Raw genomic sequence first — 20,785 nt, forward strand, 5'->3', positions numbered from 1 at the left:
GCACACCGGGAGCGGGCCCACCTACGCGTCGAGCAGTGACGACCAGAAGGCGACGAGCCGCCAGACGTCGCCGGGCCGCTGCTTCCGGTCGAACTCGGCGTGGGTGATGAGGGGCGTGAGCAGGAGGCGCACCCGCGTCCGGGGCTCCAACCAGCGCGCGAGGAGCACGGACTCGATGGCGGGGATGACGGTGTCATCCGTGCCATGCAGCAGGTAGACGGGCGTGGGCGGGGCCGGCGAGCGCTCGGGTGAGAGCGATGGGTCGTCGGCGAAGTCCTTCGTGCGCGGAAGCAGCCGGGCCCCGAGCGCGGAGACGTCCCGCTCGTTCACGTACTTCATGAAGGTGGCGGCGGGCTCGGGCATCTCCGACTGCATCCGCCGCGCCTCCGCGAAGGTCTCGTTGGCCCGACGTGTGTCGTGAATGGCCAGGTGCGAGGCCCGGAGGAAGGTGCGAATGCCCGCGCGCAACGTCTCCACCTGCTCGGGAGGGACGAGCTGATCGGCCACGTTGAGCAGGATGATGACCACGCCATAGTCATGGGGTCTGCGCCGCTGGCCATCGGGCTCGATGCCATTGCACAGGAAGGAGAGCACGCGTGAGAGGTCTCCGTGTCCCCCGAGCGAGAAGGTGAAGGCGACCTTGTCCGCGAGCGAGGGCCGCCCAGCGGCGACGACGGAGAGCCCACCGGCGAAGCTGATGCCCATGAGGCCCACCCGACCATCCGGCGCGAGCTCCGGCCGCGAGGAGGCCCAGAGCGCGACGTCCTCGATCATGTCCGGCTCGCGAGGAGTGATGCGGTAGAGGAGGAGATCGGGCAGCTCGGGGGTGAGGACGATGAGCCCCCCGGCGGCGAGATCCCTGGCGAACTCCCGCAGGCGGGGCTCGTCGATGCCATCCGCGTGCACGCCGGGGAAGAGGAGGACGGTACGGCCGCGGGGGCGCTCGGGCCGGAAGACGCGGGCGCGCAGGGGCCCATGGCGAGAGGGGACCTGTAGCTCCTCCTCCGTGAAGGGACCGGTGCCCCAGTGGGCGATGCGCCCGGCCAGACCCTCCTTCATGTCGGCGGCACGGGCCACGAAGGCGAGTCCCCGCAGGTAGTGCGGAACGGCCAGCAGGGCCACGAGCAGCAGCCCCCCGAGGAGGGCCAGGAGCATCATGCCGCGGGATGGAAGACGCATCGGGGAGCCATTCAAACAGCGAACGCGCTCGCACGCACCGATTCAGAAAAGGCGAAGGGCCAGACCCGTGGGGCAACCGCGCCCCGCGAGCCTGGCCCCTGGGAGCCCCAGCGAACCCGGGCTCAGCCGGAGATGATCCGCTTCAGCTCGGCCTTGTCGTTGGAGAACTGGAAGGAGTTGTAGAGCTGGAAGCCGTTCTGCCGGTCGAGGACGTGCGACCACAGCAACCGCACCGCCCGCAGCCGATCCTTGGAGAACTGGAACTGGCCCAGCACCTGCCGCACCTGGCTGACGAGGAAGTAGTTGTCGCGGGTGACGTCCTCGAGGACGTTCATCTTGTCCTCGGCGAAGGGCTCACGCGACATGGCGTTCATGAGCCGCTGCAGCTTGCCCTCCCCGATGGGCTGATACGACGAGGGAGGAGGCGGCGGAGGCGCCGGAGGGTGGTAGCCACCACGCGCCTCGGGAGCGCTGGCGAGCACCTCGCGGATGTCGTTCAGCTCCTCGTAGGCCTCGCGGAGCCTGGCCCGGCCCTGGCCACGGCCACTGCGCTCGAAGGCCTCACCGAGCAGCTTCTCCAGGTCGGCCAGGCGCTGCTCCAGGTCCTCGCGCTCGACCACCACCAGCGTGGTGCGCCGGCCGCGACGCAGCTCGTTGCTGTCATCGGCCCGGAGCGCGGAGGACGAAGCCGGGGGAGCGATGCCCGTGGCCTGGCCCGGAGGAGGCGCGACGGCGGGAGCGGTCTGGGCGGAGGCGGCAACGGCGGTGAGCAGGGAAACGGCGGCGAAGAGGGCCTTCATGGGAGTCATTCCTTCCGGGGTACGGCCTTGCTGCATCTGCGCACACAGACGGGCGGCGGGCGTCCGCATTCAAACGGTCGCGCCACCGCGCGCCGCCGTCGTCCCCCGCGGACGGAGCATCCCGCGCCTGGACACGCGACACGTCCAAGTGATGGAAGACACGCGGGCCAGCATCGGGCCGGGCCCTTGCACCGGGCCCGGGCATGACGACTCTCACCGACCATCCCTTCCGCCCTCCGCTCGCGAACTGCCCGTCCCTCAAGACCTGGTTCGGAGGGCTTCAACTCCTCTCGGCGCTGCTCATGTCCACCGGCTTCGGAGGCATCATCCTCCTGCTGTGCGAGCAGGAAGTCGCCGTCGGAGGACTCTCCCTCTCCGTCACGCTCGCGAGCCTCTTCTGCGTGGGCATGGCGCTGGAGCAATGGCGGCACTGGTGGGTGGGGACGCTGGCACGACGGGGCTGGGAGCAGCTGCTGACCGGAAGGCTCGACGCGGCCATCCGCTCCTTCGACGTGGCGGTGTCCGGAGGGCGGGCCGAACAGCGGGGCTGGAGCCATTACGGGCTCACGCTCGCCTGGCTCCGCAAGGGGGACTACGCGCGAGCCCTCGCCCTCTGTGAGGCGGCACCCCATCCCTGGGGGAAGATGACGGCCTCCGTCCGCGGTGCACGCGGGCCCGCACTGAAGGCGCTCATCCTGGCCCTGTCCGGTGAGCCGGACGCGGCCAGACGCCAGGTGGCGGAGCTCCGGCGCCCCATGTTCGACAGGACGGACTACGCCCTGCTGGCGCAGGCCGTGATGTTCTGCCGCGAGGGGAAGTACGTGGAGGCGGTGAAGCGCATCCAGCAGTCTCCGCGAGAGAACGTCCCCGAGATGGACGTGGGAGCGGTGGCGGTCCTCCACGCCTTCGCGCGCGGTCGCCTGGCGGGACAGCTCGTTCCGCTCAAGTCCGGGTGCGTCATGCCCGAGAAACCCGCCCGCGCCTCCGGGCACGAATACCTCGCTCGCGAGTGGCCCGAGCTCGCCGCCTGGTTCCGGGGAGAGGGCGTCCGAGCCTGAGGAAAAAGGCCTTTGGCATCCAGGGGATGGCCACGCCCCGAGCCTCCTCGGATGCTCACCGGGAAGGCCCGACACCCTGGAACAGCGCCCCCACCCGGAGTGTTTTCCAATGGGTCGTGCTCATGCATCCAACTGTCGTGAAAACGTAGTCCGGTGGATTTACCGGCTCGACTTCACGCGGAACAGGGTGCTACGCCCGGCCCTGCGCTCCAGTGAGCGAACAGTCGGGCGATGGACGCCCTGCTGTGTAGGAGAAAGAATCAGAGCAATGGCAAGTGGCACTGTGAAGTGGTTCAACGACGCGAAGGGCTTCGGTTTCATCACCCAGGACAGCGGGGGCCCGGACGTGTTCTGCCACCACACCGCGATCCAGACCGACGGATTCCGCACCCTGGCCGAGGGCCAGAAGGTGGAGTTCGACGTGAAGAAGGGGCCCAAGGGCCTCCAGGCCGAGAACGTTCGCCCGATCGGCTGATCGCGCGAGCCCAGCGCCCTATCCTCAAATTCACGAGGCCCGGCCTCCCATGAGAGGCTGGGCTTCTTTTTTCCCTCTTTCCCCGGAGTAACCATGCAGGGAAGGTCCACGAAGAGACAGAAGGAAATGGCGCGCCAGCAGCGCCAGCGTGACAAAGAGGCCAAGAAGGCCGAGCGCCAGCGCGAGAAGGACACGAAGCCCCCCCGGCAGCCAGGAGACGAGGATCCGGACATCGCCGGCATCATTCCTGGACCCCAGCCGCCGCTCGAGATGTGAGAACCAGGCAGACAGGCGCCTCCGTGGAGGTCAGGGCTCGGAAATCGCATGATGTTCCGGGCCCTTCGTGCTTCCGGGGGTCCACCCTGCCCTTGCCCCCGCGGCTGTCCGGCGCCATGCATTACTTCCGGACCGCACCGAGCGGAGGAGCACCATGGCGAAGGGCGACGATCTCACCGGCAAACAGGTCTTCGAGCAGCCCGCCACCCTGCGAGAGCCCGCGGCACCGAGCGTGCCCCGCGCCATCCCGACCCCAGCCGCGTCGGTCATCCCGCTGCCCAACGAGGAGCAGGCGCGCGCGGGCGAGGCCCGCCCCACCACGGTCCAGGACGCGCGCGAAGCCACCGACGCGCTGATCCACGAAATCCTCGAGGAGGATTTCCTGTCCGGCGCCGCCGAGCCCCGAACCGCCGAGCCCCGTGCACAGCCCTCCAAGGAGGAAGACTGGCCCGCGGAGCTGCACGCACTGCCCCTTCAAGAGGAGTGAGGCGCCCCGCAGTGTGCGTCCCTGGCGCGAGTCCTTAGCGCGAATCCTTCCGCCGCTCGGGGTCTTCGCCAACGCCATGGGGCAGCTCCTGCCGCTCCGGCACGGATTGGAAGCCCTCCTGGTCCGGCAACGGATTCACATCCACCGGCCGCTCCTGTCCCGAGCCCCCCTGCCCCCGGCTCTCGTCCTGGATGCCACTGGGGAGCTCCTGCCGCTCCGGCACGGTCTGGAAGCCCTCCTGGTCCTGCTGAGGGTTCACATCCACCGGTTGCGGCCCCGGCTGGCCCGCGCCCCCCGTGCCCTGCCCCTGCTGCTGGGACGGAACGTACTGCGGACCCTGGCTGGCGCGCTCTTCGCGGCAGCCTCCCGCCAGGAACAGGGCCGAAGCGGCCACGCCCATCACCCTCGCGCGCTTGAATCCATCCCTCGTCATGCGGGTCTCCTTGCTGGGAGCCGTCTCTGGCTTTCCGCAAGGGTTTGCCTTGCAGGGACCCGCTGCATCGGCCGAGCAGGTGCTTGTACGACCGCCCGCCCAGGTGCCCAGCGCCAATGCTCCGCACTCCGCTGGTGGGCAATCCCAACCGCTGGTGGGGAGTCCCGGTGGCCGTGCCCACGGGAGTGGACCCCGTCTTCGAAATCCCCTGGCACAACTGGAAGGCACGCGAGCGGCTCGCATTCAAGGAGTACCGCTCCCACATCGACATTCATGCCTACACTGTTCGCGTACCCAAGAGCTTCCACGCCTGGCTGCACAGCGGCGGGCCCGATGGCGGTCAGTGGACTGATGCCCCCTGGGGCCGTACTGGAGCCGGGGACGGAATTCGGCCCGCTCACGGGCAGGGGATAGGGACACTTCGGCTCGTTCGTCACTCCAGTCCCCTGGTCGCTCCTGGTACAGCGTGAGGCGCTCGAAAAGCTCCAGACCGAAGGTCTACGCGGTCTCGAGGGCTGCCGCACCCTTCTGCGTTTCCGCCAGCGCCAATCGCCCGAGTTGCTCGAACTGGAAATCCTCCGCGGGGGCCGACTGCATCCGGACTGCCTCCCCACCGGTCACCAACCCCCCTGCCCTCGCTGCGGCCGACGCATGTTCGCCCTCCCTACCGTGATTGTCTGTACCGAGCGCTTCGTCGACGTCTGCCAGCATCTGGGATTGGACGGCACCACCTTCCGGCCGCTCGCTACACGTGCGTCGAGGAGTCCTCGGAGGCGATGAGCCCCTCCTCCTCGGCGAGCGAGCGCAGGTGGGCCTTGATGCGCTGGAACTGCTGACGCAATGCCGCCGCCTTGCGCTTGAGCGCCGCGTCCGACAACGCCTCCTCCCCTTCCGACATCACCCGCGCCACATCATCCCAGGACAACCGCTGGTCCACCCGGAGCAGCAACAACATGCGCTCCTGCGGATCCAGGCTCTCGCGCAGCGCTCGAAAGCGCTCCTTCACCGACGTCCTCTGCCACGGACGCGTCTCCGAGCGCGGCTTGTGCGCCTCGTCCGGCAGCGCGGACATGCTCACCGGCTGCTCCCGGCCCGCTGGCGCGTGCATCACCTGGTAACACGCGTTGCGCGCCAGCCGGTAGGCCCACGTGCGAAAGGAGCTCTCCCAGCGGAAGCCAGACAAGCCCCGCAGGAGGTTCTCGCTGAAGAGGCTGAAGGCATCCCGGCTCCGCTCATAGTCATGCAGCACCGAGCCCATCAGCCGCATGATTTCCTGCCCATAGCCCTCCAACGCCCGCTCCACGGCCCCCGCCATGTCGCCCCGCTTGCACAACCCCTGGATTTCCAGCTCCAGCTTCTCGCGATCTTCCAACTGCATGGTGGCTCTTCTCCTCTCGTACTTCCGTCTCTCGGCCCCTCACACCGACGCTCATACCTGGCCCGCGTGCAACTCCGCCTCCGTCGACGGCCCCAGGGCGACCAGGGCCTGCCGCTCGTACTCTCCCGCCCCCAGCTCGCGCGCGATGCGCACCGCCTGACGCAGACTCGCGCGGGCCTCCTCCTCCTGCCCCAGGGCCCACCAGGCCTCGGCCTCGATGCGGTACAGCGCGGAATCGTAGAAGTGCTCGCCCGACGCCTCCGCCCAACGCCTGGCTTCCCTCACCCCGAGCAGCGCCTCGCGCGGCTGCCGCAATCGCAGGTGCACATCCGCCAACAGTCCGAGGTGGTGCGGCATGCCGGCGCGCAGGCCCGCCATCCGCCACCGGCCCAGCCACTCACGCATCTGCGCCAGCCCCTCCTCGGGCCGCCCCAGCTCGGCGAGCGCCCAGCCACGCAGCAGGCCGGACCACGTCAGCCACAGCCGGAACCAGTGCTCGCGTGAGAGGGCCAGACACGCCTCGGCCAGCTCGAGCGTGCCCCGCGCGTCGCGCCGCAGCTGGCAGGACACGGCGGAGTAGAGCAGCACATAGGCTCGCGTGTGGGCGTGGCCGATGCGATCGGCCAGCGCCAGCGCCTCGCGGCCGTACCGGAGCGCGACCTCCGTGTGGCCGAGCACGGAGTGGGAGATGGAGGCGTGGACGAGCGCCATCGCTCGTGGATCCACCCAGTGCCGCACGGCCAGCCTCCGGTGCTCCTCCAGGGAGAACTCCGAACACGCCACTGCGCGCTCCGCGTACTCGAGCGCCTCGCGGAGCCGTCCCCAGGAGAAGAAATCGGCGGCCATCATCCGGTAGCCCAGGGCGAGCAGCTCCCGGTTGCGCTGGCGTGAGCCCAGGTCCACCAGTTGCTCGGCCAGCTCGTGGGCCAGGCGGAACTCGGCGCAGGCGAAGTAGTAGGCGAAGGGTCCCCAATAGGACAGCTCCAGGCCCGGCAGCTCATCCCCCACCAGACGGAACAGCTCGCGCGCCCGGGTGTAGGTCCGCCTCACCTCGGGCGAGCGGTAGCCCTGCAGCGCCGACAGCGGACTGCCCAGCGCGATGAGCAGCTGGAGCTCCTGCTGAATCCGCTGCGCGGCGTCCGGCAGCGAGCGCAACAGCTTCAGCGCCTGCTGGAAGTGACTCACCGCCTCCTGGTTGGCCATGTGGTGGCTGGCGCGGAGTCCGGCCCTCAGCCAGTGACGGATGGCGGGCTCGTACGCTCCCGCCTCGGTGTAGTGGTGGGCCAGCAGCTCCGGCTGTGTCTCCACCACCTCGGGGAATTGTTCCTCCAGCGCCTGGGCGATGCGCCGGTGGTGCTGACGCCGGGTGCCACGCAGCAGGGACTGGTAGGCCGCGTCCTGGAGGAGCGCGTGACGGAACTGGTAACGCGGTCCCTCCTGCTCCTCCTCGCGCTGGAGCAGCCCCATGGCCACCAGCTCCTCCAGGTCCGCCTGGAGCGCGTCGGGGGTGCGCCTCATCAGCGTGGCCATCAGCGCATGGGAGAAGCCACGCCCCACCACCGCGCACAGCTGGGTCAGCGCCTTGTGCCGCGGAGGCAACCTGTCCAGGCGCGCCAGCAACAGCTCGTGCAGGGTGATGGGAATGGACAGCAGGGCGCCGCCCCCCACCACCATGCGCGTCAGCTCCTCCACGAAGAGGGGGATGCCATCCGTCTTCTCCACGAGCAGGCGCACCGTCTCCTCGCTCAATGTCCCGTCACCGGCCGCCTCCTGCACCAGCGTGGCGGTGAGCCGCGCTGTCAGCCGCTCCAATTCCATCCGGTGCAGGGAGCCCCCATCGGGCCAGGCGTGGTGGAAGCCCGAGGGCCGCGCGCTCAGCACGAGCAGGACACGCGCGTCACGCACGCGGCCCAGTACGTAGTCGAGCAGCGCCAGGGTGGACGGATCCGCCCAATGCAGATCCTCCACCACGCCGAACACCGGGCGATCCCGCGCGATGCGCAGCAGCAACGCCGTCAATGCCTCGAAGGTGCGCTCCTTCTGGCGCTCGGGCGAGAGCTGGAGGATGGGCAGGTTCTCCATCACCGGCAACGAGAGGAAGGCGGTGATGAGGGCCATCTGCTCCGGCGCCAGGCCGAACGCCCCCAGCTGCTCCTCCAGCTTGCGCAGGTTGTCCCGCGGCGCGCCCTCCGGATCCAACCGGAAGAGGTGCTGCAGCATCTCGATGAGGGGATGGAAGGCGCTGTTGGCGAACTGGCCCCAACACTGGCAGCGCAGGATGATGCCCGTGGAGGGATCCACCCGCTGACGCGCCTCCTGGATGAGGCGGGACTTGCCGAGGCCCGCCTCGGCGGTGAGCAGCACGAAGGAGCCGTGCCCCTCCCGAGCCGCATCCCAGTACTCGAGCAACTGGCTCAGCTCGTGCTCGCGGCCCACCAGCGGGGAGAGCGAGCCGGCCGCCAGCGCGCGATCGAAGCGCGTGGCCGCCTTGCGCGCGCGCCTCACGCGCCAGACGTCCACGCGCCGCGCTCCGGACAACCCCTCGAAGGTACGCGAGCCGAGCGTCTCGGACTCGAAGACGCGCTGGACCAGGGAGTGCGTGGCATCGCTGAGCACCACCGTGCCGGGCTCGGCCTGACGGGCCAGCCACGAGGCGATGCGCGGGGCCTCGCCCTGGATGGTGGGCGTGCGGCCCCGGAGCTCCGGGAGGATGTCGTCGAACACCACCATCTCGGTGTGGACGCCCACCTGGATCGCCAGCGAGCCCAGGTCCAGCGAGACGAAGCGCCGACGCAGCTCCCCTGGCAGGACGGCTGCCAGCTTCAGCCCCGCGCTGATGGCCTGCTCCGAATCCTCCTCGTGCGCCACCGGGTAGCCGAAGCAGGTCAGCACCTCGTCGCCCACGCAGGTGGTGATGGAGCCGCCGTGCTGCTGGATGATTTCCGAGCAGAGCTTCTGGAAGGCGGCCTCCAGCTCGCTGAAGTCCTCCGGGTCCAGCTCCCCGGCGAGCCCCACCAGTCCCACCAACCGGTAGGACACCAGCGTCACCGGCCGGCGCTGGGGCGCCACGGAGCGAGGCTCCTCGCGCCAGGGCCCCAGCCGCTCCTCCAACCGGCGCAGCCTGTCCCGCAGCTCGGTGGCCGAGGGCAGACGCTCACGCGGCTCCTTCGCCAGGGCCGAGGCCACGAGCGCCTCCAGCTCCGGGGGTAGCTCCGGATGGCGGGCGCGCACCGAGGGCACGGGCTCGGGAGACACCACCTTGGCACGCAGCTCCTCCAGGGTGGCGCTCGGGTAGGGCAGCTCCCCGGTGAGCATCTCGAACAACATGACGCCCGCGGACCAGAGGTCGGTCCGCTCGTCCTGCTTGCCGCCGCGCCACTGCTCCGGAGACATGTAGGGCGGCGTGCCGGCGGTGGGCAGGTACGGCACGGGCGAGCCACTGGAGGACGTGAGCCACGCGAGCCCGAAGTCGAGCAGCTTCACCCCACCCCGGCCGGTGATGAAGACATTGCTGGGCTTGAGGTCGCGGTGGACGATGTGGCGGCCATGCGCGTGGGCCAGTCCCGCGGCCACCGCGCTCATGATCTCCAGCGCGCGCCGCACGCCCAGCTTCTTCTCCCGCTGGAGGAGCGAGGAGAGCGACTCGCCCTCCAGGCACTCCATGACGATGAAGGGAGTGCGCGGCTCCCAGGCCGCCCCCACCCATTCGGCCACGTCGAAGACGCGGATGATGTTCTCGTGGTCGAGCTGCGCGATGGCGCGCGCCTCCTGCCGCAACAACCCCATCGGCCATCGCTCGCCCAACCCCTCGCGGGGGAGGAGGAACTTGAGGGCCACCACGCGCTGCAATTCCTCGTCATGGGCGCGGAACACCCGCCCCATGGCACCACCCCCCAGCTCGGCGAGGATCTCGAACCGGCGACCATCCGAGCCGCCCAACCGCTCCCCGGTGGCCGGCTTGTGGAACGGGGGCGGGGCCTGGGCCACCTCTTTCAGGAAGGAATCGCCGAAGTCCGAATCAGCGGCCCGAGATGACCGCGCCGCGGGTGGACGCTCGTCCCCTCCGTTGTGACCGGTCTCGTCGTGCATTCCCTGCTCCCCGGTCGACGTGCCCTCGCGACGGAAGGCCTGGATGAATGAAGTTATGGATCCCATGGTCACCGGGCAACGCACACGAGGCCAGGAAGCACGGAGATTGGACTCCTGGCGACAGCGCTTCTGAATGGAAGGAGCGAAGCAGGGCGCGTTCGTGACGCATGGGGGCGACGAGGCCGCTCCCCTCGTCGCCCACCAGACACGCGGGCGTGAGACTACGGGTGGTGGCGCCGCCGGAACTCCTCGCGCAGCCGGGCGAGGTAGCTCGCGGCCTCGGGCGTCCCCTCCTCGGGCGCCCAGGGGGCGAAGGACTTGTCACTGGCCGGCGCGTAGGGCCCGTTCTTCACCTCGAAGAGCACCGTGTCCGGCGCGAGCGCGAAGAGCCCGTGGAAGATTCCCGGAGCCAGGTCCACCCCGAACCGCTCGCCCCCGGCTTCCAATGACAGACACTCCCGGATGCGACCATCCTCCTCGAAGGTGAAGAAGGCCAGCGCGCCGCGCAACACCACCCAGGCCTCGGCCTTCGGTGGCTCCAGGTGCCGGTGCGGCCGTACGTAACTGTCCGGCTGGATGACGTTGAGCATCCGGTGCAACAGCTCGTCGTCCTTCTTGTGGAAGGGCAGGATGATGCGGCGCCGGGGGCTCGTCCGGGAGGACTCGGTGACCTCCTCGACCAGGGAGCGCGAGAGGACCACCAGTTCACCCGCGGGGGCATCCAGGGCACGGCGATGGGAAGAGCTCATGACGCCGAGCGGAACACAGCGGCCCCGAAACCGTCCAGGCCTCGGGCTCCACTCACGGGTGTTCCGCTCACGGGTGCGAGGTGGACTCCTCGTGAAGCCCCAGCGCCTGGAGTTGGCGGTGCAGGCTCGCCCGGGCGCGCTGATGCCCAGGCTGTGGTGCATGCCCGCCAGCAGGCCCGAGCGCGTCCACTGCTCCATCACCTGGCGCATCAGCACCAGGCCCTCTCGAGGGCGGCCCAGCTCGGCCAGGGCCCAGGCCCGCAGCGCGGAGGGCCACAGGTACCACAGAGAGCGGGATGCACTGGTCCACCCATTCCAGCGTCGCCCGCGCGTCCCACCGCAACTGGCTGCCAATGGCGCGGTAGGTGAGCGAGAGCGCCGTCGTGTGCGCATGGCCGATGCGCCCGGCCAGCTCCAACGCCTCGAGGGTGAAGTGCTCGGCCCGCGCGTCCTGTCCCGTCACCGACAGCGGCAGGGTGCCATAGGCCAGCACGGCCACGCGCGGATTGACCCACTGCCGGACGGCGAGGGTCCGGTGCTGCTTCGCTCCACTCGGACATGTCGAAGATGCGGATGATGTTCTCATGGTCCAGCCGCGCGATGGCCCGGGCCTCGCGCAGGCCCATGCCGGCGAGCTCCTCGCGCGGGAGGAGGAACTTGAGGGCCACCACCCGCTGCAGCTCGTCATCCCGGGCCCGGAAGACCTGGCCCATGGCGCCCTCGCCCAGCCCCCCAGCCGCTCGCCCGGCAGCAGCCCGCGGAAGGGCGTATGGAGGGTAGAGCTCGCCACCTCCATCAGGAATGAATCGCCGAAGTCGGATTCGTCACCGAACTCCGCGTCGAACCCGGACCCCGCGTCTTCCGGAGGGGGCTCCACCGGCCCCTCGCCGTCATGCTCGCCGGCCCGTCCCATGATGTCGCCCCACGCCCCCCTCGGGAAAAGCCAGGGGTCCCCGAGGAGGCGGGCAACGCCACCTCCCTCCGGAGAGGGACGGACATATGCGTTCCTCCTGCATTCCCGCCAGAGGCCGGCCGCCTCCAACACAGGACTCTTCCGCGTCCGCCAACGGAGCGAGCGGGCCCTTCGAGCGGGTATGGCCATCTCGAGAAACGCGTACCAAATCACACACATCACACCAGTGAGTCGTGGAGCCCACCGGTCTAGAGGGGGGGACCGGTGCTCCTCTATTTGGAGATGCGCGACCGCTCTCGACCACCTCCCGCGGAAAGGAACAGGTGAAGTCATGAGCACTATTCTTCTTGTCGATGACGAGCCCGAGCTCCTCGAGCTGTATGCGGAAGTTCTGGAGTTGATGGACCACCGGGTGCTGCGTGCACATGATGGACGAGAGGCCCTGGAGATCGCCCATGAGCGGCGGCCGGACCTCGTGGTGACGGACTGGCAGATGCCGCGGATGACCGGCGTGGAGCTGTGTCAGCACCTGGAGCAGGACGAGGAGCTGCACGACGTCCCCGTCATCATGCACAGCGCGGCGACGGATCCACACGCCCCGGGCGTCAAGGCCTTCCTCTCCAAGTGCGCGGAGCTCACCGAGTTTGAAGAGGTCGTCAACCGGACGCTCGTCGACTCGGGGGCGAGCCCGCAGGGGCCCCCGTCGCTGCGTGACTTCTCGCGGAGCGCGCACGAGAGCACCTGGGACAGCGACCGTTCGTGCACCCTGGGCCCCTGAAGCCACGACGCACCGGATACAGAGCGGGCCGGGAGACGAGCACTCCCGGCCCGTGTTCGTTTCTGGCCCGGCCTCCTCCATCCACGCAGGAGGCCCCATGTCACGCATATTCACCGGAGACGGCCAGACATTCGCATCCATCATCGACCCGCACATGCCGCTGCTGCGAGGGCTCGCACGCAAGCTCTGCCGCGACGGCGGAGTGGAGCCCGAGGATCTGCTGCAGGACACCCTGGAACGCGCGCTGCTCCACTTCGAGTGCTTGAGCGGCTTGAGCGACGCCAGACGACGCGCGTGGCTGAGCACCACGCTCCAGCGGCGCTTCCTCGACCACTGTCGCCGCCAGGGCACCGAGACCCGGGAGGGACCCCACCTGGAGCTGGTGCGCGCGCCCGTGCTCGTGCGGGAGCCGCGCGCCTGGCACGACTGGGAGCGCATCTCCGAGGAGGAGCTGCGCGAGGCCATCGCCCACCTGTCGCCCCCCTTGCGCTCCGCCTACGAGCTGCACACGGAGGGGCTGCACTACAAGGCCATCGCGGAGCGGCTCGGCACCACGCGGGGAACGGTGGGCTTCTGGCTGCACCAGGCCCGCCGCGAGCTGAGGGCCTGGCTGCGGCCCGTCGCCGAGGAACGAGGAACCCCTGACCTCCAACCCCATCCCTGCCGCGCCGCGTAGGGACCGGAGAGCGGACGAGCGGCCAGCCCCCTGGCGCCCTGAATGAGGAAGGCTGGCGAGCGGGGGACCCGAGCAGTGGAGGACCTCTTCTCGCTTCCAGGGGAGGCACGAGCAGCCGTGTGTGCACAGCTAGAGATTCATCGTGTACCTGAGCTCCGTGTTCTCCGTGGGAAGCCTGCTCGGCTGCCTTCAATGCGCCGCGCAGCACATCAATGGCACTTTTCATCCCGGGCTCGTCCTGCTCTCCGTCACCATCGCCGTGGTGGCGTCCTACATGGCCCTGGACGTCTCGGGACGGGTCGTGGAGACCAGCGGCCCCGCGCGGCGCGCCATCCTGGCCAGCGGCGCCATGATGATGGGGGTGGGCATCTGGTCCATGCACTTCGTGGGCATGCTGGCCTTCCAGATGCCCATGCCGATGAGCTACGGACCCGGCCTCACCGCGTTGTCCATGGGGGCGGCCGTGCTGGGCTCCTGGGCGGCCCTGTTCGTGATCAGCCGCCACCAGGTCACCCGCCTCCAACTGCTGGCGAGTGGCACCTTCATGGGGCTGGCCATCAATGCCATGCACTACATCGGCATGGCCGGCATGCGCATGGAGGCCACGATCCGGTACGACCCGTGGCTGTTCGCGCTCTCGGTGCTCATCGCCATTGGCGCGTCCGTGGCGGCCCTGTGGATGGCCTTCCTGCTCGAGCGGGAGCGCAACGCCTGGTCCTGGAAGAAGCTGGGCAGTGCGCTGCTCATGGGGGCGGCCATCGCCGGCATGCACTACACGGGCATGGCGGCCGCGAGCTTCATCCCCGCGCAGGTGCCACCCGGGTACAGCACCTCGGGCATGCGGATCGACGGGCTGGGCGCGGTGGCCATCGGCGTGGCCACGCTGGGCGGACTGGGACTGGCCCTGCTCGGCTCGCTGGTGGACATGGAGCAGCGGAGGACCCAACGCACGCTGGCGCTGCTCGCGGACGCCAGTGCCGTGCTGAGCCGCAGCCTCGACATCCCCACCATCACGGAGACGCTGGCGGAGCTGGTGGCCACGTCGGTGGGAGAGGGGTGCCTCGTGGACCTGTGCGAGGAGGGCGGGGCCAGCCTGCGCCGCGTGGCGGTGTGCTACCCGAGTCATCGCGATCAGGAGGAGCGCTACCAGGGCCTGCTCTACGCGAAGGACCCGGGCGCGCAGACTCCGCCGCAGCGGGTGGTGCGCACCGGCCAGCCCGAGCTGCTCACGCGCCTGTCGCGAGAGGATCTGGAGCGGCTGGCCCGATCGCCCGAATCCCTCACGCTGCCCAGGGACGCGAGGGCGCGCGGGATGCTCATCGTCCCGCTGCTCCACCGCGAGCGGGTGCTGGGCATCATCACCGTCTTCTCCCGGGAGCGGCCGCTGGACGAGACCCACCGCGCGCTGGTGCAGGAGCTGGGACGGCGCGCGGGCAGCGCGGTGGAGAACGCCCGCCTCTACCACGAGGCGCAGGAGGCCATCCGCGTCCGCGACGAGTTCCTCTCCATCGCCTCGCACGAGCTGAACACGCCGCTCACGCCCCTGATGATGAACCTGCAGCGGCTGCACCGCACGGTGGCCAGTGGCGCGGGGGCGCAGGTGCTGTCGGACGAGCAACTGCTGCGGGTGGTGGACGTGGCGCAACGCCAGACGAAGCGGCTGGCGCGGCTGGTGGGTGAGTTGCTGGACATCTCGCGCATCCGCCTGGGGCGTCTGGAGCTGCACCAGGAGCAGGTGGACCTGGGCAGCCTGGTACGCGACGTGGTGGAGCGGCTCGGAGACGAGCCGGCGTGGACCGGGAGCGGCATGCCCCGACTGCACGTGGAGGGGCCGGTGGTGGGGCTGTGGGACCGCTCACGGCTGGAGCAGGTGGTGGGCAACCTGTTGGCCAACGCGGGCCGGTACGGGCAGGGCAAGCCGGTGGACGTGACGGTGCGCGCCCACGATGGCGAGGCGTGGCTGGCGGTGAGGGACCGGGGCATCGGCATCGAGCCCGAGGCGAGCAAGCGCATCTTCGAGCGCTTCGAGCGCGCGGCCTCGCGCAACTACGGCGGACTGGGGCTGGGGCTCTACATCGTGCGGCAGATCGTCGAGGCGCACGGTGGCACCATCGGCGTGGAGAGCGAGCTGGGCGTGGGCTCCACCTTCACGGTGAAGCTGCCCCGTTTCCAATCACACTGAGGACGGACGGCCTCACGTTGGCATGTCCGCTTCCAGGCGGCTCCTCCGTTCAATCGCGGAGCTCCGGGAAGGAGCTACAGGCCCTCCCCCCCTCCCACCGAGCAGGGGACCAAGGTCACAAGGCAGCAACACGGAGCGTGCGTAGTTTCACCCCCGCACCACAACGCAGCACAGGAGGGGCTCCATGCCTACACCGACTCTCACGACCAGCGCTTACGTTCTCCACAACCTCGGTCTCGCCGCCGGCTTCGGTGGCTCTCTCTTCGGCCGGGTGGCCCTCAATCCGTCGGCGAAGCTCATCTCCGACAAGCAGGACCGCGCGAAGATCGTCAACGCGGCGTGGAACGGCTACAACGTCATCAACGCCATCGGGCTCGGCTCCACCGCGCTCACCTGGTTCTTCGGCCGCTCCAAGATCAGCGGCCGCGCCATCTCCCCGGCCGCGCGCAAGCTGGTCATCGTGAAGGACTTCCTGATGGGCGCCACGCTCGTCAGCGGCCTGGTCAACCTCATCGGAGGTGGATTCCTGGCCAAGCGCGCGCTCGGCGATGGCATCCCCATGGAGTCCGGCAGCAAGGCCTCGGATGAGGCTCCCGACGACGTGAAGAACACCACCAGGCTCGTCAACTGGCTGGGTGTCTTCAACCTCGCCTGCATGGCCGGCATCATCGGCGTGTCCACCTGCCTGGACAACACCGCGCAGAGCAGCAGCAAGTGGAAGCTGATCGCCAACGTCCTGCCGTAATCATCACGAAGGACGGTTTCATCACACGGCCTCCGCGCGCACTCCGCGAGCGGGGGCCGTCGTGTATCCAACGCCGCCGCGCAACCCGCCCCCGGGTACGAGCTGCTCGCATGTCCCCTCGCCCACTCCCCGCTCCCCGGTGGCCCGGGAGATGCACACCCTCCGCACCAAGGGAGGGGATGGATGGGTTCGAGGGGACGGAGAGCGGTCCTGGTGTGTGCGTGGGCAATCCTCATGACCGCATGCGGGAGCGCGGTGGACACAGGGGCCGAGGGCTTCCCAGTGCCAACCGACACGCCCGCGCCCGAGGGACAGGTGGAGGAAGCACTGCCCGAGGGAGGGCTCGAGGTGGCACCCGTGCGAGTGGAGGAGGACACGAGCGAGCCCCGATCGGTGCCGCCCATGTTCCAGCCGGGCTTCCACCACGCGCTGCGCTGGTCCCATAGCGCGAGCAACGTGACCTTCCGGCTGCGCGTGCCGGTGGGCCGGGCGGGGCAGAGGGTGCGGCTCGCGTTCCGTTCGGGAGATGGCTCGCTCGTGCTGCGCAAGGTGACCGTCGCCCGGGCGGGCCCGAATGGCTCCCTGGCCTCCGCGCCGGTGACGGTGACGTTCTCCGGCGGCGCGGGCTTCTCCGTGGGGGCGAGGACCCGCGTGGTGTCGGACCCCGTCACCTTCCCCGTGGGCTTCCGTGACGAGCTGGCCGTGTCCTTCGAGGTGCAGGGCGCGCTGGCGGCGAGCGCCATCGAGACCCTGCCCGGCAGCTACGTGCGCTCGGGTGCCTACGCGAGCACCACGGGCGCCATCGGCGGCACGCCGTGGGCCCGCGCGGTGGGACTGGCCACGGTGGACGTCGAGGGCCCGCCCGCGCGCGCCTTCGTGGCCCTGGGGGACAGCATCACCGAGGGCTACATCACCGACCATGACGACACGCGGCTCGCCTGGCCCTCGGTGGCCGAGGCGCAGCTGGGCGTGCCCATCGTCAATGCGGGCGTCTCGGGCCAGGGCTTCTACGAGGAGTTGATGAACCTGGACCAGGAGGTGCTCGCGCTCGAGGGCATCACCGACTGCATCGTGCTGCTGGGCACCAATGACCTGAGCTCGCTGGAGCTGGCGGGGTTGCAGTCTCGAATGAGCACCCTCGTCTCGCGGCTGCAGCCCTTCTGCCGCACGTGGGTGGGGACGCTGCTGCCCAAGGAGAAGACAAATCAAGGCGACTACGAGGTGGTGAAGAGGGACCGACTGGCGATGAACGCGTGGATCCGCGCCACCTTCCCCGACATCGTCGACTTCGAGGCGGTGACGCGGCAGCCGGACAACGTGCACCTCTTCCTCGACGGGCTGGAGGTGGATGGCATCCACCCGAGCGCCGAGGGGCAGCGCGTCATGGCCAACGAGGTGGTACGCGTGCTGCGCGAGGCGGGCGTGCAACCGGAGAGCGGCGTGGAGCTCCCCACCGGGGAATAGCCCGGACACCGGTGACGGCCAGGTCACGTCCGTGAAATCGGACGTGCCTGCCCGGCCGGGTTTCGTTATCTCCTCAGGGCTGGGAGCCAGACCCCCGGGGGATGATTGACGAGCACCTGGTACGACGCAGTGGTGGTGGGCGCTGGCTTTGGAGGACTGGCCACGGCGCTCGAGCTCACCCAGAGGGGCGCCCGCGTGGCGCTCTGCGAGACCCTCGACTATCCGGGAGGCTGTGCCAGCACCTTCCGCCGGCACGGCTATTCCTTCGAGGCCGGTGCCACCCTCTTCTCCGGGCTCGACGAGCAGCAACTCTTCGGCCGCTGGGTGCGCCAGCTCGGCCTCGACGTGACGGTGGACTGGTTGGATCCACTGGTGGAGCTGCGCACGCCGGGCATGCGGCTGAACGTGTACCGGGACCGCGAGCGCCTGCTCGACCAGCTCCGCGCCTTCCCGGACGCCCCCGCCGACGCGCTGCGGAACTTCTTCGCGATGCAGCGGCAGGTGGCCGGCGCGTTGTGGTCCATCCTCGATGACCCGACGCTGCTACCACCGTTCGACCTGAGCGCGCTGCGGCGGCATGCCTCGCGCGTCATGAGCTACACGCCCCTGGTGCGCTGGATGGGACGGCCCCTCGGTGCCGTGCTGGAGCGCTACGGGCTGCTGCGCTTCACGCCGCTGCGCACGTACCTGGACGCGCTCTGTCAAATCACCGTGCAGTGCGGCGCCACCGAGGCCGAGGCCCCCTTCGCGCTCGGCGCCATGGACTACTACTGGCGCGGCACCGGGCACGTGCGAGGAGGCATCGGCCAGCTGGCCAGCGCGCTCGCGGGCGCCATCACCTCTGGAGGCGGCGAGGTGCTGTACGCCAACCGGGTGAAGTCGCTCGAGCCCGTGCCGGGAGGCTGGCGGGTGTCGGCGCGCCGGGGCGAGCTGCTCGCGCGCCACGTGGTGGCCAACGTCCTGCCGCGGGGAATCACGCACCTGCTGGGCCTCCCACCCGAGCGCCTGCCCTCTCGCCTGAAGGAGCTCTCCGCGCGCGTGGAGGAGGGCTGGGGCGCGGTGATGCTGTACCTCGTGGCGCGGGCACCCGAGGGACACTCCCCGAGCGCGCACCACCTGGAGCTGGTGCAGAACGAACAGGCGCCCTTCATCGAGGGCAACCACCTCTTCGCCTCGTTGAGCGGCGAGGCGGACATGGGCCGCGCGCCCGCGGGCCACCGCACCCTCACGGTGTCCACGCACGTCCCGCTGCGCTCGCTGACGGGGCGGCCCGAGGAGGAGCAGGCGCGCATCGTCTCCACCATCCAGGAGCGGATGCGGCAGGGTTTGAGGCGCCTGGCCCCGGAGTGGATGGAGAACGTGCAGCACGAGATGACGGCGTCGCCACGCACCTTCGAGCGCTTCACCCAGCGCGATGCGGGAGCGGTGGGCGGAGTGCCGCGCCGGGCAGGGCTGTACCACTACCGCACGCTGGGGCCGAAGCAGGTGATGAAGGGGTTGTGGCTCGTGGGGGACTCGGTGTTCCCGGGGCAGAGCACACTGGCCACCGCGCTCGGAGGCGTGCGCACCGCCGCGAGCATCGCGCGAGGCTGATGGGGGGTGTCAATCGCCCTCGAAGCGGACGCCCGCCGCCTTCGCCTCGGCGACGAGCCCGTCCACCTTCTCGAGATAGGCCTCCATGTCCGCCTTCCGTTCCAGGCCCCCCGAGGACATGTAACGCACGGTGCCGGGGATTTCGCGCTCACCCCAGGGCCGGTCGTGCAGACCGAACAGCCAGCCGAGGTTGGCGTAGGAGCTCGCGTCGCGTCCGTCCAGGAAGTACCGGTTGTTGAGCGCCATCGCCGTGCGGTGCGCGTGCTCGGGGGTGCTGCTCCATTCCAATATCTTCTTCCCCCAGTACATGCGCAGGGCGTTGTGCATGTAGCCCGTGTAGCGCATCTCCCGCATGGCGGCGTTCCAGTACGGGTCATGCGTGCGAGCCCGCTCGAGTTGCTCCTGCGTGTACTGGTGGTGCCGCTCGTCGCTCCGGTGTTTGTCCAAGGTCTTCCAGGCCCACTCGGGCACGCACGCGAAGGAGTCGTAGTGGGGCGAGTACTCGGCGAAGTTCTGCGCGAGCTCGCGCCGGACGATGAGCTCCTCGAGGAAGCGCTCGCGCTGGGGGTCCGCCGCCTTGGCCTCGCGCGCGGCGAGCGCCACCTCCACCGGGCTCACCTGCCCGAAATGGAGGTACTTGCTCATGTGCGAGACGTGCGTCGTCTCCGGATGGGGCCGGCTCTCCTGGTACACGGGGAGGTGCTCGGTGATGAACTTGCGAAGGAGACGCTTCGCCTCGCTCGTGCCGTCCCGGAAGCGGTGGCTCACGGAGGGCACCGAGCGATCCAGGTCCAGCTTCGCCAGCACCGCGTCGAGATCGTCCAGCTCGAGCCCCTTCACGCCGAGCCCCAGCGAGTCCGTCTTCAGCGGCGTGGGCGCGAGCTCGACCAGGTACGCGCTCCAGAGGCGGTGGATCTTCGGGCGGAGGGTGCGCGCGGCGTACTCGGCCTTGCCCGAGGCGGCCTCCACGGGCACCACCACATCGCCCTCAACCTGGATGACGGGGCAGGAGGCCTTGTCGGCCACCGTCTGACGCCACTGCTTCTGGTGCCGCAGGTAGCCCCGGTCACCCACCACGAGCGCCGCGTGCCGCGCGAGCTTCAGCGCCACCTCGTCCGGGCGACCGCGTTGGACCACGAGGGGAATCTTCCGGCGCGCGAGGGAGCGCCGCGTGTCCTGGAGCCCCTCCAGCATGAAGCGATAGTGGCGGACGTTGGCCTCGGGATAGCCATCCATGAGCCCGAAGCCCACGAGCAGCGGCAGCTTCGCCTCGTTGGCCCGCTGGATGGCGTACTCCAGCGCGGGGTTGAACTCCGCGCGCTGGCTCTGCTGCATCCAGTAGAGGACGTAGTCGCCGCCCTTCGCTTCGCGGGTGTTGAGCCTCTTGATGCGCCCTTCCTCGACCGTCCTGCTCGCCATGGAGCCCCTTCATAGGCGGTCCGCGCGCACCTGGGTACCCCACGGGAAGCGCAACCGAGGCACCAGGAGCCAGGGTCAGCTACGGTGGTCA

The 20,785-nt window shown here is 69.7% G+C and carries 19 protein-coding genes and 1 pseudogene; 12 read left to right on the forward strand and 8 right to left on the reverse strand.

What is annotated here, in order from left to right:
* Window positions 1–21: 21 nt before the first annotated feature.
* Together JQX13_RS10805 and JQX13_RS10810 are read right to left on the reverse strand one after the other, a co-directional pair.
* The gene (locus tag JQX13_RS10805; protein WP_430384167.1) at window positions 22–1,179 is read right to left on the reverse strand and encodes a hypothetical protein; all 1,158 of its coding nucleotides are present in this window, start codon (window positions 1,177–1,179) and stop codon (window positions 22–24) included.
* 122 nt (window positions 1,180–1,301) lie between these two features.
* Window positions 1,302–1,979 (reverse strand): DUF4476 domain-containing protein, encoded by a 678-nt coding sequence (locus JQX13_RS10810; RefSeq protein ID WP_203408952.1) that lies wholly within the window; start codon window positions 1,977–1,979, stop codon window positions 1,302–1,304.
* Between the two features lie 203 nt (window positions 1,980–2,182).
* On the opposite strand from JQX13_RS10810, the gene JQX13_RS10815 reads away from it, so the two are divergent.
* The 4 genes from JQX13_RS10815 to JQX13_RS10830 all read left to right on the forward strand — a co-directional run bounded on the left by JQX13_RS10815 (window position 2,183) and on the right by JQX13_RS10830 (window position 4,275).
* Complete coding sequence (locus JQX13_RS10815; RefSeq protein ID WP_203408953.1) at window positions 2,183–3,037, forward strand: tetratricopeptide repeat protein; 855 nt, start codon at window positions 2,183–2,185, stop codon at window positions 3,035–3,037.
* Window positions 3,038–3,305: 268 nt separating this feature from the next.
* Window positions 3,306–3,512 carry a cold-shock protein gene (locus JQX13_RS10820; RefSeq protein WP_043411966.1) on the forward strand — a complete coding sequence of 69 codons (207 nt, stop codon included), beginning with the start codon at window positions 3,306–3,308 and terminating at the stop codon, window positions 3,510–3,512.
* Between the two features lie 93 nt (window positions 3,513–3,605).
* The gene (locus tag JQX13_RS10825; RefSeq protein ID WP_203408954.1) at window positions 3,606–3,788 is read left to right on the forward strand and encodes a hypothetical protein; all 183 of its coding nucleotides are present in this window, start codon (window positions 3,606–3,608) and stop codon (window positions 3,786–3,788) included.
* Between the two features lie 154 nt (window positions 3,789–3,942).
* Window positions 3,943–4,275: a hypothetical protein gene (locus JQX13_RS10830; RefSeq protein ID WP_203408955.1), complete on the forward strand. Its 333-nt coding sequence runs from the start codon at window positions 3,943–3,945 to the stop codon at window positions 4,273–4,275.
* 34 nt (window positions 4,276–4,309) lie between these two features.
* On the opposite strand, the gene JQX13_RS10835 is transcribed toward JQX13_RS10830, so the two are convergent.
* Window positions 4,310–4,708 (reverse strand): hypothetical protein, encoded by a 399-nt coding sequence (locus tag JQX13_RS10835; protein WP_203408956.1) that lies wholly within the window; start codon window positions 4,706–4,708, stop codon window positions 4,310–4,312.
* A 140-nt stretch (window positions 4,709–4,848) separates the two neighbouring features.
* On the opposite strand from JQX13_RS10835, the pseudogene JQX13_RS56200 reads away from it, so the two are divergent.
* A pseudogene (locus JQX13_RS56200) lies at window positions 4,849–5,064 on the forward strand (DUF2380 domain-containing protein); the annotation flags it as partial.
* Between the two features lie 100 nt (window positions 5,065–5,164).
* Window positions 5,165–5,488, forward strand: a complete 324-nt coding sequence (locus JQX13_RS53910; protein WP_239015276.1) for a double-CXXCG motif protein — start codon at window positions 5,165–5,167, stop codon at window positions 5,486–5,488.
* On the opposite strand, the gene JQX13_RS10845 is transcribed toward JQX13_RS53910, so the two are convergent.
* The 4 genes from JQX13_RS10845 to JQX13_RS10860 all read right to left on the reverse strand — a co-directional run bounded on the left by JQX13_RS10845 (window position 5,454) and on the right by JQX13_RS10860 (window position 11,510).
* The gene (locus tag JQX13_RS10845; protein WP_203408957.1) at window positions 5,454–6,086 is read right to left on the reverse strand and encodes an RNA polymerase sigma factor; all 633 of its coding nucleotides are present in this window, start codon (window positions 6,084–6,086) and stop codon (window positions 5,454–5,456) included. The two genes, JQX13_RS53910 and JQX13_RS10845, sit on opposite strands and share 35 nt — an antisense overlap.
* A gap of 51 nt (window positions 6,087–6,137) precedes the next feature.
* Window positions 6,138–10,175: a protein kinase domain-containing protein gene (locus tag JQX13_RS10850; protein WP_203408958.1), complete on the reverse strand. Its 4,038-nt coding sequence runs from the start codon at window positions 10,173–10,175 to the stop codon at window positions 6,138–6,140.
* A 221-nt stretch (window positions 10,176–10,396) separates the two neighbouring features.
* The gene (locus tag JQX13_RS10855; protein ID WP_203411974.1) at window positions 10,397–10,924 is read right to left on the reverse strand and encodes a WbuC family cupin fold metalloprotein; all 528 of its coding nucleotides are present in this window, start codon (window positions 10,922–10,924) and stop codon (window positions 10,397–10,399) included.
* 67 nt (window positions 10,925–10,991) lie between these two features.
* On the reverse strand, window positions 10,992–11,510 hold the full coding sequence (locus JQX13_RS10860; protein ID WP_239014677.1) for a hypothetical protein: 519 nt from the start codon (window positions 11,508–11,510) through the stop codon (window positions 10,992–10,994).
* 658 nt (window positions 11,511–12,168) lie between these two features.
* On the opposite strand from JQX13_RS10860, the gene JQX13_RS10865 reads away from it, so the two are divergent.
* The 6 genes from JQX13_RS10865 (at window position 12,169) to JQX13_RS10890 (ending at window position 19,275) form a co-directional block, all read left to right on the forward strand.
* Complete coding sequence (locus JQX13_RS10865) at window positions 12,169–12,615, forward strand: response regulator (protein ID WP_203408960.1); 447 nt, start codon at window positions 12,169–12,171, stop codon at window positions 12,613–12,615.
* Window positions 12,616–12,712: 97 nt separating this feature from the next.
* Window positions 12,713–13,291: an RNA polymerase sigma factor gene (locus JQX13_RS10870; protein ID WP_203408961.1), complete on the forward strand. Its 579-nt coding sequence runs from the start codon at window positions 12,713–12,715 to the stop codon at window positions 13,289–13,291.
* Between the two features lie 142 nt (window positions 13,292–13,433).
* Window positions 13,434–15,473, forward strand: a complete 2,040-nt coding sequence (locus JQX13_RS10875) for an MHYT domain-containing protein (RefSeq protein WP_203408962.1) — start codon at window positions 13,434–13,436, stop codon at window positions 15,471–15,473.
* A 184-nt stretch (window positions 15,474–15,657) separates the two neighbouring features.
* The gene (locus tag JQX13_RS10880) at window positions 15,658–16,218 is read left to right on the forward strand and encodes a hypothetical protein (RefSeq protein WP_203408963.1); all 561 of its coding nucleotides are present in this window, start codon (window positions 15,658–15,660) and stop codon (window positions 16,216–16,218) included.
* Between the two features lie 282 nt (window positions 16,219–16,500).
* Window positions 16,501–17,682 carry an SGNH/GDSL hydrolase family protein gene (locus JQX13_RS10885; RefSeq protein ID WP_430384168.1) on the forward strand — a complete coding sequence of 394 codons (1,182 nt, stop codon included), beginning with the start codon at window positions 16,501–16,503 and terminating at the stop codon, window positions 17,680–17,682.
* A gap of 105 nt (window positions 17,683–17,787) precedes the next feature.
* Window positions 17,788–19,275, forward strand: a complete 1,488-nt coding sequence (locus JQX13_RS10890) for a phytoene desaturase family protein (RefSeq protein ID WP_203408965.1) — start codon at window positions 17,788–17,790, stop codon at window positions 19,273–19,275.
* A gap of 9 nt (window positions 19,276–19,284) precedes the next feature.
* Here JQX13_RS10890 and JQX13_RS10895 read toward each other — a convergent pair whose 3' ends face one another.
* On the reverse strand, window positions 19,285–20,694 hold the full coding sequence (locus JQX13_RS10895; RefSeq protein WP_203408966.1) for a deoxyribodipyrimidine photo-lyase: 1,410 nt from the start codon (window positions 20,692–20,694) through the stop codon (window positions 19,285–19,287).
* Between the last annotated feature and the right edge of the window lie 91 nt (window positions 20,695–20,785).

Origin of the sequence: Archangium violaceum (assembly GCF_016859125.1) — a bacterium.
Classification (GTDB): domain Bacteria; phylum Myxococcota; class Myxococcia; order Myxococcales; family Myxococcaceae; genus Archangium; species Archangium violaceum_A.

What these genes read in the sequence shown, in the direction of transcription:
- JQX13_RS10835 (WP_203408956.1), bottom strand. Translation starts at nt 4,708, where the DNA reads ATGACGAGGGATGGATTCAAGCGCGCGAGGGTGATGGGCGTGGCCGCT.
- JQX13_RS10815 (WP_203408953.1), top strand. Translation starts at nt 2,183, where the DNA reads ATGACGACTCTCACCGACCATCCCTTCCGCCCTCCGCTCGCGAACTGC.
- JQX13_RS10805 (WP_430384167.1), bottom strand. Translation starts at nt 1,179, where the DNA reads ATGCGTCTTCCATCCCGCGGCATGATGCTCCTGGCCCTCCTCGGGGGG.
- JQX13_RS10895 (WP_203408966.1), bottom strand. Translation starts at nt 20,694, where the DNA reads ATGGCGAGCAGGACGGTCGAGGAAGGGCGCATCAAGAGGCTCAACACC.
- JQX13_RS10820 (WP_043411966.1), top strand. Translation starts at nt 3,306, where the DNA reads ATGGCAAGTGGCACTGTGAAGTGGTTCAACGACGCGAAGGGCTTCGGT.
- JQX13_RS10880 (WP_203408963.1), top strand. Translation starts at nt 15,658, where the DNA reads ATGCCTACACCGACTCTCACGACCAGCGCTTACGTTCTCCACAACCTC.
- JQX13_RS10845 (WP_203408957.1), bottom strand. Translation starts at nt 6,086, where the DNA reads ATGCAGTTGGAAGATCGCGAGAAGCTGGAGCTGGAAATCCAGGGGTTG.
- JQX13_RS10850 (WP_203408958.1), bottom strand. Translation starts at nt 10,175, where the DNA reads ATGCACGACGAGACCGGTCACAACGGAGGGGACGAGCGTCCACCCGCG.
- JQX13_RS10865 (WP_203408960.1), top strand. Translation starts at nt 12,169, where the DNA reads ATGAGCACTATTCTTCTTGTCGATGACGAGCCCGAGCTCCTCGAGCTG.
- JQX13_RS10855 (WP_203411974.1), bottom strand. Translation starts at nt 10,924, where the DNA reads ATGAGCTCTTCCCATCGCCGTGCCCTGGATGCCCCCGCGGGTGAACTG.
- JQX13_RS10830 (WP_203408955.1), top strand. Translation starts at nt 3,943, where the DNA reads ATGGCGAAGGGCGACGATCTCACCGGCAAACAGGTCTTCGAGCAGCCC.
- JQX13_RS10810 (WP_203408952.1), bottom strand. Translation starts at nt 1,979, where the DNA reads ATGAAGGCCCTCTTCGCCGCCGTTTCCCTGCTCACCGCCGTTGCCGCC.
- JQX13_RS10860 (WP_239014677.1), bottom strand. Translation starts at nt 11,510, where the DNA reads ATGAGAACATCATCCGCATCTTCGACATGTCCGAGTGGAGCGAAGCAG.
- JQX13_RS10870 (WP_203408961.1), top strand. Translation starts at nt 12,713, where the DNA reads ATGTCACGCATATTCACCGGAGACGGCCAGACATTCGCATCCATCATC.
- JQX13_RS10825 (WP_203408954.1), top strand. Translation starts at nt 3,606, where the DNA reads ATGCAGGGAAGGTCCACGAAGAGACAGAAGGAAATGGCGCGCCAGCAG.